Raw genomic sequence first — 16,778 nt, 5'->3', positions numbered from 1 at the left:
GCCGGCGGCGAAGGCGTTTCTATAGCACGCGGGCCGCGGCGCCGCTTGCGCGGCGCACAACGCGAGGGGCGCGTTGCGCGCCCCTCGGAAGGTCTTGCTTATTCGCCGATGGTCAACAGCGAAGCGTTGCCGCCGGCGGCCGTCGTGTTGACGGTGAGCGTGCGCTCGCCGGCGAAGCGGAACAGATAGTGCGGGCCGCCGGCCTTCGGGCCGGTGCCGGAGAGGCCTTCGCCGCCGAACGGCTGCACGCCGACCACCGCGCCGATCTGGTTGCGGTTGACGTAGCAATTGCCCACGCGCGCGCGGCTCTGGATGAACTCGACGGTGTCGTCGATGCGGCTGTGGATGCCGAGGGTGAGGCCGTAGCCGGTGGCGTTGATCTCGTCGACCACCTTGTCCAGCTCGCTGCCCTTCCAGCGGATCACATGCAGCACCGGCCCGAAGATCTCGCGGGTCAGCGTGGCCAGGCCGGGAATTTCGTAGGCGCGCGGCGCGAAGAAGGTGCCGTTGCCGGTCGCGGCGGGGTCGAGCGCGACCTCGCCGATCTTCTTCGCTTCCTTGTCCATGCGTGCGGCATGGTCGACCAGGATCTTCCGGGCGTCCTCGTCGATCACCGGGCCCACGTCGGTGGACAGCTGCGACGGGTCGCCGACCTTCAGCTCGGCCATGGCGCCGGCCAGCATCGCGCAGACCTTGTCGGCGATGTCTTCCTGCACGTACAGCACGCGGGCGGCCGAGCAGCGCTGACCGGCGGACTGGAAGGCGGAGGAGATGGCGTCCTTGACGATCTGCTCGGGCAGAGCCGAGGAGTCGGCGATCATCGCGTTCTGGCCGCCGGTCTCGGCGATCAGCGCGGCGATAGGGGCATTGCGTGCGGCTAGGGCGCGGTTGATCGCCCAGGCGGTTTCGGTGGAGCCGGTGAAGGCCACGCCGGCCACGCGCGGGTCGCGGGTGAGCGCGGCACCGACAGTGGCGCCGTCGCCCGGCAGGAACTGCAGCACATCGGCCGGCACGCCGGCTTCGTGCAGCAGCTTGACCGCGGCATAGCCGATCAGGCTGGTCTGCTCGGCCGGCTTGGCGATCACGCTGTTGCCGGCGGCGAGCGCGGCGGCGACCTGGCCCAGGAAGATCGCCAGCGGGAAGTTCCACGGGCTGATGCACACGAACACGCCGCGGCCGTTCAAGAACAGCTGGTTGCTCTCGCCGGTCGGGCCGGGCAGTTGCTCGGGCTGACCGAAATAGCGGCGCGCCATGGTGGCGTAGTAGCGCAGGAAGTCGGCCGCCTCGCGGATCTCGGCGATGGCGTCGGGCAGGCCCTTGCCGGCTTCGCGCACGCACAGGGCGATGAACTCGCCGCGACGCGCTTCGAGCTGCTCGGCGGCGTGCTCGAGGATGGCGGCGCGGCTGGCGGCCGGCAGGCGGTCCCAGCCGTGCTGCGCGGCGACGGCGTTGGCCAGGGCCTTCTCGACCGTGGCGGAGTCGGCGCTGACGTAGCTGCCCACCACCTGGCGGCGGTCGGCCGGGTTGGTCACCTGCACGGTGGCGCCGGCGCTGCTGGCGCCCGGCACCAGCGGGGCCGCGGTCCAGGGGCCGGACTTCGCGTTGACCGTCTCGGCGAGGGCCTTCAGTTCGTTGTCATTGGAGAAATTGACGCCCATGGAGTTCTTCCGAAGTTCACCGTAGAGATTCACCGGCAGCGGAATGCGCGGGTGGGGGATGGAGGCAAAGGAACGCACCGTTTCGCACGGGTCGGCGACCAGCTCCCGCACCGGCAGGCTCTCGTCCACCACGCGGTTGACGAAGCTGGTGTTGGCGCCGTTCTCGAGCAGGCGGCGCACCAGGTACGGCAGCAGGTCTTCGTGCGTGCCGACCGGGGCATACACGCGGCAGGGCACGTCGAGGTTCTGCTTGCCGATCACTTCGGCATACAGGTCGGTGCCCATGCCATGCAGGCGCTGGTACTCGTAGGGGCGTCCCTTGGACAGGTGATGCACCGCGGCGATGGTGTGCGCGTTGTGCGTGGCGAATTGCGGGTAGATCAGCTCCACGCCGGCATCGAACAGCTTGCGCGCACAGGCCAGGTAGGAGACGTCGGTGTTGGGCTTGCGCGTATAGACGGGGTAGCCGGGCAGGCCGTTTTCCTGCGCGCGCTTGACTTCGGCGTCCCAGTACGCGCCCTTCACCAGGCGCACGTACCAGCGCCGGCCGGTGGCGCGGGCCGTCTCGATCAGCCAGTCGATCACGAACGGGGTGCGCTTGGAGTAGGCCTGCACCACGATGCCCAGGCCGTTCCAGTCTTGCAGCGAGGGATCGGCGAAGACGTCGCCGAGAATATCCAGCGACAGCTCCAGGCGGTCGGCCTCTTCGGCATCCACCGACAGCGCGATGCCGTGCTTCATCGCCAGCTGGGACAGCTCCAGCAGCTTGGCGGTGAGGTCGCGGCGGGCCAGCTCGCGCTTGGCCACTTCGTAGCGCGGGTGCAGCGCCGAAAGCTTGACCGAGATCGAGGGCGCGTCGGTGTGGTTGGCGAACGGGCCGCGCCCGCCGATGGCGGCGATGGCGTTGCGGTAATCCTGCTGGTAGCGCTCGGCGGTTTCGCTGGTGAGCGCGGACTCGCCCAACATGTCGTAGGAGTAGCGGTAGACCGCATATTCCTTCTGCGCGCAGCGGTCCAGCGCTTCGCCGATCGTGCGGCCCATCACGAACTGATGACCCATGATGCGCATGGCCTGACGCACGGCCAGGCGGATCGCCGGCTCGCCGGCGCGGCCGACCAGGCGGCGCAGGGCGCCTGTGAAGTCGTGGCGGGTGTCTTCGGCCAGGTTGACCAGCTTGCCGGTGAGCATCAGGCCCCAGGTCGAGGCGTTGACGAACAGCGACTCGCTCTGGCCCAGGTGCTTCTTCCAGTTGGCATCGCCGAGCTTGTCGCGGATGAGCTTGTCGGCGGTGGCCTTGTCCGGGATGCGCAGCAGGGCTTCGGCCACGCACATCAGCAGCACGCCTTCCTCGCTGGACAGGTCGTACTGGCGCATGAAGGATTCGACCGCGCTCTGATCCTTGGCGCGCGCGCGTACGCGAGTCACCAGGTCGGCTGCCAGGTCGATCACCTTTTCGCGTTCGGCCGGCGGCAAGGTGGCCTGGGTGAGCAGATCGTTGACCGCTTCGGTCTCGTCGCGCAGCCAGGCGGCGGTGATGCGCGCACGGGCCGGCTCCGCGCCGGTCGGGAGTTCGGGGCTGAGGATGGGCTGGGTCACAGGAAGATCACGAGGGATGGGGAGCGCGGGAAGTCGCCGATTGTACGCGGTGCCCGAGAACGGACGCACGCGTACGCGGCGAATGAGAACGCCGTATTGCCCGGGCAGGTGCTTGCTGCATGCGCCTGATGCCGGTCAAGCCCCTGCGTCATTCTTGCCCAACCCGGACGCGGCGGCCTATGATTCGCGGGTTCCAGGCACGCCGGTTATTCCATGATCGTGCTTCGACCAGCTGCGGCCGGCCTGCCGTGCGCGACGATATGGCTCAAGCCCAATCGCGCTCTCAGCCGGCGTGACTTGCGTCGCTTGATCGGGGTATTGGCGGTTTTGGCGCTGACGACGGCCGGACTGGGCGCGTGGCAGGGGAATGTGTTCGCTCCGCTGTTCGCGCTGGTCGAATCCACCGCGGTGGCTCTCGCCCTAGGCGTGGCCTGGCGGGCCGGTGACCGCAGTGAGCGCATCACCCTCGACGCCACGTCGGTGGAGGTGCGGTCCCTGCCGGGACGGCGCGGCGCGTGCTTCCAGTCCTACTGGGTGCGCGTGAGGCTGCAGGAGGGGGAGGGACGCCATCGCCTGCTGCTGACGTCGCACGGGAAAGAGCTGGAAATCGGGGCCTTCCTCACCGACGAGGAGCGCGCCGAGCTGTCGAGGAAACTCATGGTGCTGCTGGCAGACCTCAACCGCCGGCCGCGCAGGTAGGTTCAACAAGGGTGCAAGACATGACATCTGGCGGCATCAGGATCAAGGCATGGGTGGCAATGGTCTGCGCGCTGTTCGGTAGCGCAGCGTGGGCCAACCCGGAACCCGGTCAGCTGAACATGACGCGCGGCGTGACCGAGTGGTCTTCGGAGCCGTACTTCCTCAATAACGTCGCCCTGGGTGTCTGCGTCGTCATCGGCATCGTGGTGTTCGGCGCGATGTTCGTGGCGATGTTCCGCTTCCGCAAATCGCGCGGCGCCGTGGCCGAGAAGTGGTCGCACAACACCACGCTGGAAGTGATCTGGACCACCATCCCCGTGGTCATCCTGATCGTACTGGCCTACCTGGCCACCGGCGGCCTGAAGACCTTCGCCGACACCACCGGCTCGCAGATGACCGTGAAGGTCACCGGCTACCAGTGGAAGTGGCGCTACGACTACGTCGAGTACCAGGGCAAGGCGATCGACAAGGTCGGCTTCATGTCCAAGCTGGACAAGGAAAGCGACGAGACTCGCCAGCTGAAGTCGGGCATGGACCCGAACGCCGTCAAGGTCGACGGCTACAACACCTACCTCATCAATGTCGACGAGCCGCTGGTCGTGCCGGTCGGCACCAAGATCCGCTTCGTCATCACCGCCGGCGACGTCATCCATTCCTGGTGGGTGCCCGCGCTGGGCTGGAAGATGGACGCCATCCCCGGCATCGTCAACGCGGCCTGGACCAACATCAAGGAACCGGGCGTGTACCGCGGCCAGTGCGCAGAGCTCTGCGGCCAGGACCACGGCTTCATGCCGATCGTGGTGAAGGCGGTGCCGAAGGCCGAATTCGAGCAGTGGCTGGCGCAGAAGCAGCAGGCCGCGCAGCCGCCGCAGCCCGAGCAGCAGCCGGCCGCCCCCGCGCCTGCCGCCAGCGCCGCCGCGCCGAAGACCGCGCAGGTCGCCGCGCCAGCGCAGGATCACAAGGGCTGATTCCGGCGTACGCGCCGTCCACAGAATTCCGCTTAAGGTAGAGGTGCAAGGCCATGGCCCACGCAGCCACCCACGACCACCACGACGATCATCACGGCGCGCCGAAGAACTTCTTCGTGCGTTGGTGCATGTCCACCAACCACAAGGACATCGGCACGCTGTACCTCGTGTTCTCGCTGCTGATGTTCTTCATCGGCGGCAGCTTCGCGATGGTGATCCGCGCCGAGCTGTTCAAGCCCGGCATGCAGCTGGTGCAGCCGTACTTCTTCAACGAAATGACCACGATGCATGCGCTGGTCATGATCTTCGGCGCGGTGATGCCGGCCTTCGTGGGCCTGGGCAACTGGATGATCCCGCTGATGATCGGTGCGCCGGACATGGCGCTGCCGCGCATGAACAACCTGTCGTTCTGGATCCTGCCGTTCGCCTTCACCCTGCTGCTGTCCACGCTGTTCATGCCGGGCGGCGGTCCCGCCGGCGGCTGGACCATGTACCCGCCGCTGTCGCTGCAGGGCGATTCGGTGGCGCCGGTGGTGTTCGCCATCCACCTGATGGGCATCAGCTCGATCATGGGCGCGATCAACATCATCGCGACCATCCTCAACATGCGCGCCCCGGGCATGGACCTGCTGAAGATGCCGGTGTTCGTGTGGAGCTGGCTGATCACGGCGTTCCTGCTGATCGCGGTGATGCCGGTGCTCGCCGGCGCGGTGACCATGCTGCTCACCGACAAGTACTTCGGCACCAGCTTCTTCAATGCCGCCGGCGGCGGTGACCCGGTCCTGTACCAGCACATCTTCTGGTTCTTCGGGCACCCCGAGGTGTACATCATGATCCTGCCGGCCTTCGGCCTGGTCTCGGAGATCATCCCGGCGTTCGCCCGCAAGCCGATCTTCGGCTACAAGGCGATGGTGTTCGCGATTGCCTCGATCGCCTTCCTGTCGTTCATCGTGTGGGCGCACCACATGTTCGCGGTGGGCCTGCCGCTGGGCGGCGAAATCTTCTTCATGTACGCCACGATGCTGATCGCTGTGCCGACGGGCGTGAAGGTGTTCAACTGGGTCAGCACCATGTGGGGCGGCTCGATGACCTTCGAGACCCCGATGCTGTTCGCGATCGCCTTCGTGATCCTGTTCACCATCGGCGGCTTCTCCGGCCTGATGCTGGCGCTGGCCCCTGCCGACTTCCAGTACCACGACTCGTACTTCGTGGTGGCGCACTTCCACTACGTGCTGGTGACCGGCGCGATCTTCGCGATCATCGCGGCCACGTACTACTGGCTGCCGAAGTGGACCGGCCACATGTACAGCGAGTTCTGGGGCAAGGTGCACTTCTGGAACAGCGTGATCTGGGTGAACGTGCTGTTCTTCCCGCAGCACTTCCTGGGCCTGGCCGGCATGCCGCGCCGCATCCCGGACTACAACGTCGCGTTCGCCAACTTCAACATGATCAGCTCGATCGGCGGCTTCCTGTTCGGCGCCTCGCAGCTGATCTTCCTGGGCGTGATCATCCATGCCGTGTGGTTCTCGAAGAAGAAGGCCGCCGACCGCGTGTGGGAAGGCGCGAAGGGCCTGGAGTGGACCGTGCCGTCGCCGGCGCCGTACCACACCTTCGAGCTGCCGCCGGTGATCCACGACGACGAGCTGGCCCACGGGCACGTGGAAGACTGAAGATGAAAGGCGCCTGCCGCCGCGAGGCGGAAGGCGCCGACCGCGTTCGATGAATCGGCAACTGACGGAAACCGAGAAGGCAGCGCGCCGCAGGGGCGCCCGACGTACCGCTCTGGCGGTCGCGGTGATCGCGGTGGCGATCTTCCTGCTCTCGATCCTGCAGATGCTGAAGATCTCGTAAGGCGGCAAGCGATTCGAATTTCCCGCGCAGTCCGGCGGGTGGAAGTAACGAGGAAATCCACGGGAATCTCACCATGGGTCAGCAGCAAGGCGCTTATTTCGTACCGACCAAGAGCTATTGGCCCATCGTGGCCGCGGTCGTCATGTTCGTCACCGTGTTCGGTGCCGCGCACTGGCTGAACGCGCAGCCCGGCGAGGCCGGCTTCGGCAAGACGATGCTCCTGATCGGCTTCGTCGGCATCCTCGGCATGTTCTTTGGCTGGTTCCGCTCGGTGATCCGCGAATCGCTGGCCGGCAGCTACAACGCCCAGGTGGACACCTCGTTCCGCATGGGCATGATGTGGTTCATCTTCTCCGAGGTGATGTTCTTCGGCGCCTTCTTCGGCGCGCTCTTCTACGCCCGCATGTACTCGGTGCCGTGGCTGGGCGGCGAAGGCCACGGCGTGCTGACCCACCAGTTCCTGTGGAGCGACTACGCGGCTGCGTGGGGCGCCAACGGCGGCGGCGGTCCGGCCCGCATCGGCGGCGACTTCCAGACCGTGGCGCCGTGGGGCCTGCCGCTGCTGAACACGCTGATCCTGCTGACCTCCAGCATCACCGTCACCATTGCGCACCATGCGCTGAAGGCCGGCCACCGCGGCAAGCTGCTGGTGTTCCTGGCGTTGACCGTGCTGCTGGGCGCCACCTTCCTGTACTTCCAGGCCCACGAGTACATCGAGGCCTACAAGGAGCTCAACCTGACGCTGCAGAGTGGCGTCTACGGCTCCACGTTCTTCATGCTCACCGGCTTCCACGGCCTGCACGTGACGCTGGGCACGATCATGCTGGCGATCATCTGGTTCCGCTGCGCCAAGGGCCACTTCAGCAAGGAGCACCACTTCGGCTTCGAGGCGGTGGCCTGGTACTGGCACTTCGTGGACGTGGTCTGGCTCGGCCTGTTCATGTTCGTCTACATCCTCTGAGGCGCCGGCGCCCCAGCAAAAAGCCCGCCGAGAGGCGGGCTTTTTTTTGACCGGGTCATGGGCGCCGATGCGGCATGATGTGATCCGGGAGGCGGTCTCGGTCGGGACGTCCAGCCATCCGCACGTCGCGTGCCGGAACGTCGCGGGGCCGGGCGCTGGTCGCGGCGGACCGCTACAATCAGCGGCCCACGCCGTGCGGGTGCAGCCATCCCATCCAGATGCCGAAGACGACCATCAGGATGAGCAGCACAGAGAGCCCGATGCGGCGGGTCAGAGCCCACACCGTGCGCTTGCTGCCGTCCTTGTCGGTCATCATGAAATAGAGCGCCTGGCCGAGATTGAACAGCACCACCAGCAGCAGGATCACCAGCGCGTACTTGTAGATGGTTTCCACGTGATTGGCCCGAAGGACGATGACAACCGCAGTATAGCGGCGGCCCGAGGCGGCTCCGCATGAGCCTGCTCCGGCGCCCGCGCTGGTGGGCCGTGCTGCTGTTGCTGGCCGGCGTCGCGCTTTTCCTGCGCCTTGGCGCTTGGCAGCTGCATCGCGCCGACGAGAAGGACGAACTTCTGCGTCGCTATGCCGCAGCGGCGCAGGGGCCTGTGCGCGAATTTGCCGCGGTGGGCGAAACGCCTCCCGGCGACGCGTTTCCGCGCGTGCGCGTGAAAGGCGAATACCTGCCCGACCGCGTCTACCTGCTGGACAATCCCAAGCATGACCAGCGCGGCGGCGTGGAAGTCTATGCGCCGTTCCGCCCGCAGGGGAGGGAGCGCCTGCTGCTGGTGGATCAGGGCTTCCTGCCGGGCAATGGCACTGAGCAGGCGCCGCAGCTCCCGCCGCTGCCCACGGGCGAGCGCGAACTGACCGGGTTCTACCAGCCGCCTCCGGGTGTCGGTTTCGAGATGGGCGGCGATGCGCTGGCGCGCCAGCAGCGCTGGCCGAAGACGACCATCTATCTGGATCTCGACCAGGTGGCGAAGGATCTGGGCGGCACCGTGTATCCGCGCGTGCTGGCGCTCGAGGCGGAACCCTCGTCGATCTACGTGCGCGAGCACACGCCCGATTTCAGCGCGATGCCGCCGGCGCGGCACCGTGCATACGCTTTTCAGTGGTTCACCTTCGCCGTGGTGGCGGTGGTGATGTTCCTGTTCCTGCACCGCAAGCGCAAAGCGACTCCAGGGGACGCGCGATGAATCAGCCCACACCCACGGCGCAGCGCGCCGGCCGTCTGAAACTGCTGCTGATCATGGCCATCTTCGCCGCGCCCATCATCGCCGCGGGCCTGCTCACGCTCGGTGGCTGGCAGCCCAGCGGCAAGGGCTACGGCCAGCCGGTCCAGCCGCAGCGCAATTTCGCTGAAGAGAAGCTGCGCGTGACATTGCCTGACGGCACGGCGTGGGCGTGGAAGGCGGAAGACCCGCAGCTGACGCTGGTGGCGCTGCCCGGCCCCGGCTGCGCGACACAATGCATCGACGCATTGACCAAGATCGCCGCCGCACGCATCACCCTCAACCGCAACGCACCGCGCCTGCGCCTGCTCTACGTGGGGGAGCCGCCCGCCGATGCGGGCAGCGACGGCATGAAGACCTACTGGCGCATCGGCACCGACGCCGACGGCAAGCTCGCCGCCTGGCGCCCGTCCGCGCCGGACAGCGCCGCCGCGCTGCTGGTGGAATCCAACGGCACGGCGCTGTCCTACTATCCCGCTGGCTTCGATCCGACCGGCCTGCGCAAGGACCTGCAGAAGGTGATTCGCTGATGTCCCGTTCCGTCAAACTCCTGCGTGGCCTGGCGCTGCTCGCCGCGGTGTTCGCCTTCGGCGTGGTGATGTTCGGCGCTTTCGTGCGCCTGTCCAACGCCGGACTCTCGTGTCCCGACTGGCCCACCTGCTACGGCAAGGCCAGCTGGCCGCAGCATCAGCACGAAATCGCCCAGGCCAACGAAGCCTTTCCGGATCGCCCGTACGAAACGCACAAGGCCTGGCGCGAGCAGGTGCACCGCTTCCTTGCCGGTACGCTGGGCATGCTGGTGTTCGCGCTGGCGCTGCTGGCCAGCTGGCGCCGTCCGTGGGCACGCTATGCGGTGATCGTGTCGGCCATCCTCGCCGCGATCGGCGTGAGCATGTACATGCGCGGCGAGCACACGATCTCGTCGGTGGTCTCGGCGTTCGCCATCGGCCTGCCGCTGCTGGCCGCGGCGGGGCTCGGGCGTCCGGGCGCCTGGCGCATCAGCGTGCTGGCCTTCGGCGTGATCATCTTCCAGGCCATGCTCGGCATGTGGACGGTGACTCTGCTGCTCAAGCCCATCGTGGTGATGGGCCACCTGCTCGGCGGCATCACCACGTTCGCGCTGCTCGCGTACGCGGCGCTGCGCTTCGCCGGCGTCGGCGCGCGCGACGGCAGCTACGCCGCGCTGCGCCGCCTGGTCACGTTCGGCATCGTGCTGTTGCTGGCACAGATCGCCCTGGGTGGCTGGACCTCGGCCAACTATGCCGCACTCGCCTGCGGCACCGACTTCCCCAAGTGCCTGGGCCAGTGGGCGCCGCCGACCGATTTCAAGGAAGGCTTCGTACTGTGGCGCGGCATTGGCGTGAACTATGAAGGCGGCGTGCTCGACATGGCCGCGCGCAGCGCCATCCAGATCGCGCATCGCGTCGGCGCGCTGGTGGTGTTCTGCTATCTCGCCTGGCTGGCCCTCGCCGCGACGCGTCGCGGCTTGCGCGGCTACGGCTTCGCCATCGCGATCGTGCTGGTCGCACAGGTGCTGCTGGGCATCAGCAACGTGCACTTCGGCCTGCCGCTTCCAGTGGCCACCGCCCACAATGGCGTCGCGGCGCTGCTGCTGTGCGTCCTGCTGGCGACACTGGCGCGCACGCAGCGGCGGCACGACGATGGCATCTTCCAGAGCCTGGGACGCGCCTGATGAGCCGCTTCAATCAATACCTCGAGCTCACCAAGCCGCGCGTCGTCGCGCTCCTGGTGTTTTGCGCCGTGATCGGCATGTTCCTGGCCGTACCCGGCGTGCCGCCGTGGCGTGCACTGGTGTTCGGCACGCTCGGCATCTGGCTGGCTTCGGCCTCGGCGGCCGCGTTCAATCACCTGATCGACCAGCGTATCGACAAGCTGATGGCGCGCACCGCACACCGTCCGCTTGCCACCGGGCACCTCGCGCCGCATCAAGTGCTGACGTTCGCGCTGGCGCTGGGCATGTTGTCGATGTTGATCCTGGTGCTGCTGGTCAATCCGCTCACCGCGCTGCTCACCTTCGGCGGCCTGATCGGCTACGCGCTGGTCTACACCGCCTACCTCAAGCGCGCGACGCCGCAGAACATCGTGATCGGCGGCCTCGCCGGCGCGATTCCGCCGGTGCTTGGCTGGACCGCGGTGACCGGGGAGCTGCACGCCTTCGCCCTGCAGCTGTGCCTGATCATCTTCGTGTGGACGCCACCGCACTTCTGGGCGCTGGCGATCTTCCGCCGCGACGACTACTCGCGCGCCCAGGTGCCGATGCTGCCGGTGACGCACGGCGTGGTGTACACGCGCTGGCACGTGCTGTTCTACACCGTGCTGCTGGTGCTGGTCACCTTGCTGCCGGCCCTCACCGGGTACAGCGGGCTGATCTATCTGGGGGGCGCCGTGGTGCTGGGGGGCGGCTTCCTCTACTACGCGATCCGCCTGCTCAATCCGCCGGACGAGCTGTTCGCGATGAAGGTATTCAATTACTCCATCGTGTACCTGATGGCTCTGTTCGCCTTCCTGCTGGCCGATCATTGGCTGGTGGACCCGCTGGTGCAGCAGGCGGGCGTGGTGTTCCAGCGCACCGCCTAGGTCGAGGCTGCGGTCGCGGGCGAATCCCGATCAGCCCGCTCCGCAAAAACTTTCGCACGTCGGTCAGCCAGTTATGGTTGACACTCCCGCACCGCAGCAAGACAATGCGCGCGCCCTCCGGCGCGCTGCGCCCGAAGGCATTCCTGTCCGACCAACCAAGGCATATGGACGTCTACCCTAGTCGCAACGTCGACATCCGCGAGCATCGGGTGCCGGCATTGCATAACAAGCTGATTGTCTGCGGCGACCGCCTGCGGTCGGCCGGCGCTTTCCTCGACTAGGGAAGACCGGCCCACTCCTGACGGCCGCCAAGGGCCGTAACGAGGAGATGGGCTATGAAGCTCCTTCGCGACATCCTTCGTCTGCACATCGCGGGCCGTTCCCTGCCGGGCCGCCGTGCCGCTTCCCGCCGTACCTGGACCATCACCGTCCCCGCGCCGCTGAACGCGCCGGCCCAGCCGGCCGTCGAGCATCGGCACGAATCCGTCGCGCCGAAAGGCCCCGGTCATTTTCAGCTGGTATCTCAAGCCTGAAACACGGGGATGAAACCATGAAGCGCAGCGTGCTCCGCAAAGGCTGGCCTCCGCCAGGCCGCGAGCGCGGGCCGCACACGCGGCCCTAGCGCGGTTTCAGTGTTTCTGCGGGCAGCGCCCGCCGGCTCGCTGGTCCGCCTGGGTTCAACGCCATTCCCGGAAGCGAGTCATGATCAAGCATTCCACCCACACCGTCGCCGGCAAGGCGCCCGGCAAGAGCGCCGGCGCGCCCGTGCGCGTGGCCGTCGCGCTGGAGGCATTCCGCCATAACGAGGCGCTGTTCGCCGCGCTCGACACCAGCGCCGCCGGCCTCGACGCCGAGCAGATCGCCGAGCGCCTGGACCGCGACGGCATCAACGAGGTCTCGCACGAGAAGGCGCCGCATTGGTCGCGCCAGCTGCTGCGCGCGTTCAAGAACCCTTTCATCATCGTGCTGCTGGTGCTGGCCGGCGTGCAGCTGTTCACCGATGGCGAAGACCTCACCGGCCCGGTCATCATCGCGGTGATGGTGGGTATCAGCGTGCTGCTGAGCTTCACCCAGGAGTACCGCTCCTCCAAGGCCGCCGAGAAGCTCAAGGCGATGGTGCGCAATACCGCCACCGTGACGCGCCGCGCTTCCGACGGACACAGCGAGCGCATCGAGGTGCCGGTGGGCGAACTGGTCGCCGGCGACATCGTGCATCTGGCCGCGGGCGACATGGTGCCCGCGGACCTGCGCCTGTTCAGCGCCAAGGACCTGTTCATCAGTCAGGCCATCCTTACCGGTGAATCGCTGCCGGTGGAGAAGGCCGCGCCGACGCCTGCGCAGGTCTCCGACGAGGCCGCGCCGGGCGCGCAGGACAATCCGCTGGACCTGCCGACCATCTGCTACATGGGCACCAACGTGGTCAGCGGCAGCGCCAGCGCGGTGGTGGTGGCAACCGGCCCGCGCACCTACCTGGGTTCGCTCGCGCACACCATCGTCGGCCAGCGCGTGCAGACCAGTTTCGACCGCGGCGTGAACAGCGTCAGCTGGCTGCTGATCCGCTTCATGCTGGTGATGGTGCCGATCGTTTTCGCGATCAATTGGTATGACAAGGGCGATTTCTGGCAGGCCTTCCTGTTCGCCATCTCGGTGGCCGTGGGTCTCACGCCGGAGATGCTGCCGCTGATCGTCACCGCCAACCTGGGCAAGGGCGCCATCGCCATGTCCAAGCGCAAAGTGGTGGTCAAGCGCCTCAATGCGATCCAGAACTTCGGCGCGATGGACGTGCTGTGCACGGACAAGACCGGCACGCTCACGCTGGACAAGATCGTGCTGGAGCGCCATCTCGACCTGTACGGCGAGGAGTCAGACGAAGCGCTGGAGTACGGCTATCTCAACAGCCGCTTCCAGACCGGCCTGAAGAACCTGATGGACAAGGCGGTGCTGGAGCACCGCGACCTGGAGACGGTGGCGCAGCAGTACCGCATCGTCGACGAGATCCCGTTCGACTTCCAGCGCCGGCGCATGTCGGTGGTGGTGCGCCATGGCGACGGCGACGAGCTGCTGGTGTGCAAGGGTGCGGTAGAGGAGATGCTGTCGATCTGCGCTTACGCCAAGGCGGGCGACGAGATCCTGCCGGTGACCGACGCGATGCGCGCGGACATCAAGGCGATGACGCGTGGCCTCAACGAGGATGGCCTGCGCGTGCTGGTGGTCGCCATCAAGCACCAGCCGCCGGCCGGACGCGCCTATGGCGTGGCGGACGAGGCCGGGCTCACCGCGGTCGGCTGCCTGGCCTTCCTCGATCCGCCGAAGGATTCGGCCGCCACCGCCATCGCCGCGCTGCATCACCACGGCGTGGACGTGAAGGTCATCACCGGCGACAACGAGGCGGTGACGCGCAAGATCTGCCGTGAGGTGGGCCTGGACGTGCAGCATTCGGCGCAGGGCAAGCACATCGAGCCGCTGAACGATGCGGAGCTGGACGAGCTGGTCAAGCGCACCACCGTGTTCGCCAAGATGTCGCCGCTGCAGAAGGCGCGCGTGGTCAAGTCGCTGCAGCGGCAGGGTCACACCGTGGGCTTCCTCGGCGACGGCATCAACGATGCGCCGGCGCTGCGCGAGGCGGACGTGGGCATCTCGGTGGATACCGCCACCGACATCGCCAAGGAATCGGCCGACATCATCCTGCTGGAAAAGAATCTGATGGTGCTGGAGGAGGGCGTCATCGAAGGGCGCATCACCTTCGGCAACATCATCAAGTACATCAAGATGACCGCCAGCTCCAACTTCGGCAACATGTTCTCGGTGCTGGTGGCGAGCGCGTTCCTGCCGTTCCTGCCGATGCTGCCGCTGCAGATCCTGGTGCTGAACCTGCTGTACGACATTTCGCAGCTGTCGATTCCGTTCGACCGCATGGACGACGAATACCTGCGCAAGCCGCGCAAGTGGGACGCCAGCGACATCGGCCGCTTCATGGTGTGGATCGGCCCGGTCAGCTCGATCTTCGACATCACCACGTTCCTGCTGCTGTGGTACGTGTTCGGCGCGAACGCGCCGGAGCACCAGTCGTTCTTCCATTCCGGCTGGTTCGTGGAGAGCCTCCTCACGCAGACGCTGATCGTGCACATGATCCGCACCAAGCGCATCCCGTTCCTGCAGAGCGTGGCGGCCGCGCCGGTGCTGGGGCTGACCACGGCGATCATCGCGATCGGCCTGATCATCCCGTACACGGGGCTGGGCACGAAGATCGGCATGGTGCCGCTGCCGCCGGTGTACTTCGCCTGGATCGCGCTGACCGTGCTGACCTATTGCGTGCTCACGCAGCTGGTCAAGCTGGTGTATATCCGCCGCTACGGACGCTGGCTCTGAGCCGGTCCGCCTGAGCAGCGTCGGCGGAGGTCCGGACAGGACCTCCGCGGTCGCTCCGTTCCATTCCACCCAACCAGGGAGGAGCCATGCCATGAAAGGCACCTTCGCTCTCCTCGATATCGCCGGCTACGTCGCCCTGCTGCTGTGGGGCACGCACATGGTCACCAGTGGCGTGCTGCGCGGCTACGGCAGCGCGTTGCGCCGCTGGCTGGGCCGCTATCTCGGCCATCGACCGACCGCGTTCGCGTTTGGCATCTGCATTACGGCGCTGCTGCAGAGCAGTACCGCCGCGGGCCTGATGGCCACGTCGTTCGCGGCCAGCGGGTTTCTCGGTCTCGCGCCGGGTCTGGCGGTGATGCTGGGCGCCAACGTGGGCACCACGCTGATCGTGCAGGTGATGTCGTTCGACATCTCGGTGATCGCGCCAGTGCTGGTGCTGATCGGCTTCACTATCCACCGTCGCAGCGACGACGCGCGCTACGAGAACCTGGGCCGCGTGTGCATCGGCCTGGGCCTGATGCTGCTGTCGCTGCACCTGCTGGTGCTCGCGCTGGCGCCGGTGGAGAACGCGCAGGCGCTGCGCGCGGTGCTGCAGAGCCTGGCCAGCGAGCCGGTGCTGGCGGTGCTGGTGGCGGCGCTGATGACCTGGCTGTTCCATTCCAGCGTGGCGATGGTGCTGCTGGTGGCGTCGCTGGCCAATGCCGGCGTGGTCGATGCGCCCGGCGCGCTGGCGCTGGTGCTGGGCGCCAACCTGGGCGGTACGCTGCCGGCTCTGTTGGAGGCGCACACGCCAGTCGCGCGCCGCCTGCCGCTGGGCAATCTGCTGGTGCGCGCCTTCGGTTGCGTGGTGTGCCTGCCGCTGCTGCATCCGCTGGCATCGTGGCTCGCGCCGATCGGCGATACGCCGGCGCGCATCGCGGTGAACTTCCATACTGCCTTCAACCTTGGGCTGGCCGTGCTGTTCCTGCTGCCGGTGGAGAGGATGGCGCAACTGCTGGTGCGCCTGTTGCCCGATCCGCCGCGGCCGGACGATCCCGGCGTGCCGCAGTACCTCGACGAGGGCGCGCTGGATTCGGCCAACGTCGCGCTGGCCAACGCCGCGCGCGAATCCATGCGCATGGCCGATATGGTCGAAGGCATGCTCAAGGGACTGGTGGAAGTGTTCGGCAAGGACGATCGCACCCGCGCCGCCGCGATCAGCCGCATGGATCCGTGGCTCGACCGCCTCGGCATGGCGATCCGCGAATACCTCACCGACCTCGGCGGCGAAGCGCTCAACGAAGAGGACGGCGAGCGCAGCCAGGAGATCCTCGCCTTCGTGATCAATATCGAGCACATCGGCGATATCACCGCCAATAACCTGATGGAGTTCGCCGCCAAGAAGGCCGAGCGCGGCCAGGATTTTAGCGCCGACGACATCCAGGATCTCGCCGCCATGCACGCGCACGTGATGGAAAGCCTGCGCCTGAGCCTGGCCGTGTTCATGCGCGGCGATCTGCGCGCGGCGCAGCAGCTGGTCGCACGCAAGGAGGCCCTGTGGCGTCTGGAAAACGAAGCCTCCGAGCGGCACATCCGCGCCCTGCGCGAGCGCCGCGACGGCGGCGGTGGCGGCGACGTCTACCTGCGTATCCTGCGCGACCTCAAGCGCATCCACTCGCATCTGGCGGCGCTGGCCTATCTTCCGCTGGAGCGCGCCGGCCTGCTGCAGGGCCGGTTGGTGAACGAACAACCCATGCCGCGTTCGGCCGTCTGAACGCCGAACCATCACCCAGGAGAACCACGACCTTGGACCCAGACCCGTCTAGCCACTCAGCCGAGCATCACCCGCTGCACTGACGTCGTCTTCCA

15 protein-coding genes are annotated in these 16,778 nt (G+C 67.1%); 13 read left to right on the top strand and 2 right to left on the bottom strand.

Annotated elements, in window-relative coordinates; all coding sequences use genetic code 11:
- Window positions 1–98 precede the first annotated feature (98 nt).
- Complete coding sequence (gene putA / locus ACNR9O_RS18760) at window positions 99–3,254, bottom strand: bifunctional proline dehydrogenase/L-glutamate gamma-semialdehyde dehydrogenase PutA (RefSeq protein WP_473685993.1); 3,156 nt, start codon at window positions 3,252–3,254, stop codon at window positions 99–101.
- A 213-nt stretch (window positions 3,255–3,467) separates the two neighbouring features.
- Here putA and ACNR9O_RS18755 point away from each other — a divergent pair, with 213 nt between their 5' ends.
- From ACNR9O_RS18755 to ACNR9O_RS18735, 5 genes are all read left to right on the top strand, one after another.
- Window positions 3,468–3,953: a DUF2244 domain-containing protein gene (locus tag ACNR9O_RS18755; protein ID WP_473685995.1), complete on the top strand. Its 486-nt coding sequence runs from the start codon at window positions 3,468–3,470 to the stop codon at window positions 3,951–3,953.
- A 20-nt stretch (window positions 3,954–3,973) separates the two neighbouring features.
- A complete protein-coding gene (coxB, locus tag ACNR9O_RS18750) occupies window positions 3,974–4,921 on the top strand; it encodes a cytochrome c oxidase subunit II (RefSeq protein ID WP_473685997.1) in 948 nt (315 codons plus the stop codon).
- Between the two features lie 53 nt (window positions 4,922–4,974).
- Entirely contained in the window at window positions 4,975–6,591 is a 1,617-nt protein-coding gene (gene ctaD / locus ACNR9O_RS18745; RefSeq protein WP_473685999.1) for a cytochrome c oxidase subunit I, read from the top strand.
- Window positions 6,592–6,640: 49 nt separating this feature from the next.
- Window positions 6,641–6,772 carry a hypothetical protein gene (locus ACNR9O_RS18740; RefSeq protein ID WP_473686001.1) on the top strand — a complete coding sequence of 44 codons (132 nt, stop codon included), beginning with the start codon at window positions 6,641–6,643 and terminating at the stop codon, window positions 6,770–6,772.
- A gap of 73 nt (window positions 6,773–6,845) precedes the next feature.
- On the top strand, window positions 6,846–7,733 hold the full coding sequence (locus ACNR9O_RS18735) for a cytochrome c oxidase subunit 3 (protein WP_473686003.1): 888 nt from the start codon (window positions 6,846–6,848) through the stop codon (window positions 7,731–7,733).
- Between the two features lie 178 nt (window positions 7,734–7,911).
- On the opposite strand, the gene ACNR9O_RS18730 is transcribed toward ACNR9O_RS18735, so the two are convergent.
- Entirely contained in the window at window positions 7,912–8,127 is a 216-nt protein-coding gene (locus ACNR9O_RS18730) for a twin transmembrane helix small protein (RefSeq protein WP_311840884.1), read from the bottom strand.
- Between the two features lie 59 nt (window positions 8,128–8,186).
- Here ACNR9O_RS18730 and ACNR9O_RS18725 point away from each other — a divergent pair, with 59 nt between their 5' ends.
- The 8 genes from ACNR9O_RS18725 to ACNR9O_RS18690 all read left to right on the top strand — a co-directional run bounded on the left by ACNR9O_RS18725 (window position 8,187) and on the right by ACNR9O_RS18690 (window position 16,683).
- Window positions 8,187–8,927 (top strand): SURF1 family protein, encoded by a 741-nt coding sequence (locus tag ACNR9O_RS18725; protein ID WP_473686006.1) that lies wholly within the window; start codon window positions 8,187–8,189, stop codon window positions 8,925–8,927.
- Window positions 8,924–9,493, top strand: coding sequence for a hypothetical protein (locus ACNR9O_RS18720; protein WP_473686008.1), 570 nt, complete (start codon window positions 8,924–8,926; stop codon window positions 9,491–9,493). The genes ACNR9O_RS18725 and ACNR9O_RS18720 overlap by 4 nt, the downstream gene beginning before the upstream one ends.
- Window positions 9,493–10,656: a COX15/CtaA family protein gene (locus ACNR9O_RS18715; protein ID WP_473686010.1), complete on the top strand. Its 1,164-nt coding sequence runs from the start codon at window positions 9,493–9,495 to the stop codon at window positions 10,654–10,656. The genes ACNR9O_RS18720 and ACNR9O_RS18715 overlap by 1 nt, the downstream gene beginning before the upstream one ends.
- A complete protein-coding gene (cyoE, locus tag ACNR9O_RS18710) occupies window positions 10,656–11,561 on the top strand; it encodes a heme o synthase (protein ID WP_473686012.1) in 906 nt (301 codons plus the stop codon). Before ACNR9O_RS18715 ends, cyoE begins: the two co-directional genes overlap by 1 nt.
- Before the next feature lie 104 nt (window positions 11,562–11,665).
- Window positions 11,666–11,842, top strand: coding sequence for a hypothetical protein (locus tag ACNR9O_RS18705; RefSeq protein WP_473686014.1), 177 nt, complete (start codon window positions 11,666–11,668; stop codon window positions 11,840–11,842).
- A 54-nt stretch (window positions 11,843–11,896) separates the two neighbouring features.
- Window positions 11,897–12,094 (top strand): hypothetical protein, encoded by a 198-nt coding sequence (locus ACNR9O_RS18700; protein WP_473686016.1) that lies wholly within the window; start codon window positions 11,897–11,899, stop codon window positions 12,092–12,094.
- A gap of 169 nt (window positions 12,095–12,263) precedes the next feature.
- Window positions 12,264–14,930, top strand: coding sequence for a magnesium-translocating P-type ATPase (gene mgtA / locus ACNR9O_RS18695; RefSeq protein ID WP_473686018.1), 2,667 nt, complete (start codon window positions 12,264–12,266; stop codon window positions 14,928–14,930).
- A 91-nt stretch (window positions 14,931–15,021) separates the two neighbouring features.
- The gene (locus ACNR9O_RS18690; RefSeq protein WP_473686020.1) at window positions 15,022–16,683 is read left to right on the top strand and encodes a Na/Pi cotransporter family protein; all 1,662 of its coding nucleotides are present in this window, start codon (window positions 15,022–15,024) and stop codon (window positions 16,681–16,683) included.
- The last annotated feature ends 95 nt before the right edge of the window (window positions 16,684–16,778 follow it).

It is taken from the genome of Dyella sp. CR10 (genome assembly GCF_055814425.1).
This window is presented reverse-complemented; position numbering and strand designations above follow the sequence as displayed.

What these genes read in the sequence shown, in the direction of transcription:
- ctaD (WP_473685999.1), top strand. Translation starts at nt 4,975, where the DNA reads ATGGCCCACGCAGCCACCCACGACCACCACGACGATCATCACGGCGCG.
- cyoE (WP_473686012.1), top strand. Translation starts at nt 10,656, where the DNA reads ATGAGCCGCTTCAATCAATACCTCGAGCTCACCAAGCCGCGCGTCGTC.
- ACNR9O_RS18720 (WP_473686008.1), top strand. Translation starts at nt 8,924, where the DNA reads ATGAATCAGCCCACACCCACGGCGCAGCGCGCCGGCCGTCTGAAACTG.
- ACNR9O_RS18705 (WP_473686014.1), top strand. Translation starts at nt 11,666, where the DNA reads ATGCGCGCGCCCTCCGGCGCGCTGCGCCCGAAGGCATTCCTGTCCGAC.
- ACNR9O_RS18690 (WP_473686020.1), top strand. Translation starts at nt 15,022, where the DNA reads ATGAAAGGCACCTTCGCTCTCCTCGATATCGCCGGCTACGTCGCCCTG.
- ACNR9O_RS18725 (WP_473686006.1), top strand. Translation starts at nt 8,187, where the DNA reads ATGAGCCTGCTCCGGCGCCCGCGCTGGTGGGCCGTGCTGCTGTTGCTG.
- ACNR9O_RS18715 (WP_473686010.1), top strand. Translation starts at nt 9,493, where the DNA reads ATGTCCCGTTCCGTCAAACTCCTGCGTGGCCTGGCGCTGCTCGCCGCG.
- ACNR9O_RS18700 (WP_473686016.1), top strand. Translation starts at nt 11,897, where the DNA reads ATGAAGCTCCTTCGCGACATCCTTCGTCTGCACATCGCGGGCCGTTCC.
- ACNR9O_RS18740 (WP_473686001.1), top strand. Translation starts at nt 6,641, where the DNA reads ATGAATCGGCAACTGACGGAAACCGAGAAGGCAGCGCGCCGCAGGGGC.
- mgtA (WP_473686018.1), top strand. Translation starts at nt 12,264, where the DNA reads ATGATCAAGCATTCCACCCACACCGTCGCCGGCAAGGCGCCCGGCAAG.
- ACNR9O_RS18735 (WP_473686003.1), top strand. Translation starts at nt 6,846, where the DNA reads ATGGGTCAGCAGCAAGGCGCTTATTTCGTACCGACCAAGAGCTATTGG.
- coxB (WP_473685997.1), top strand. Translation starts at nt 3,974, where the DNA reads ATGACATCTGGCGGCATCAGGATCAAGGCATGGGTGGCAATGGTCTGC.
- ACNR9O_RS18755 (WP_473685995.1), top strand. Translation starts at nt 3,468, where the DNA reads ATGATCGTGCTTCGACCAGCTGCGGCCGGCCTGCCGTGCGCGACGATA.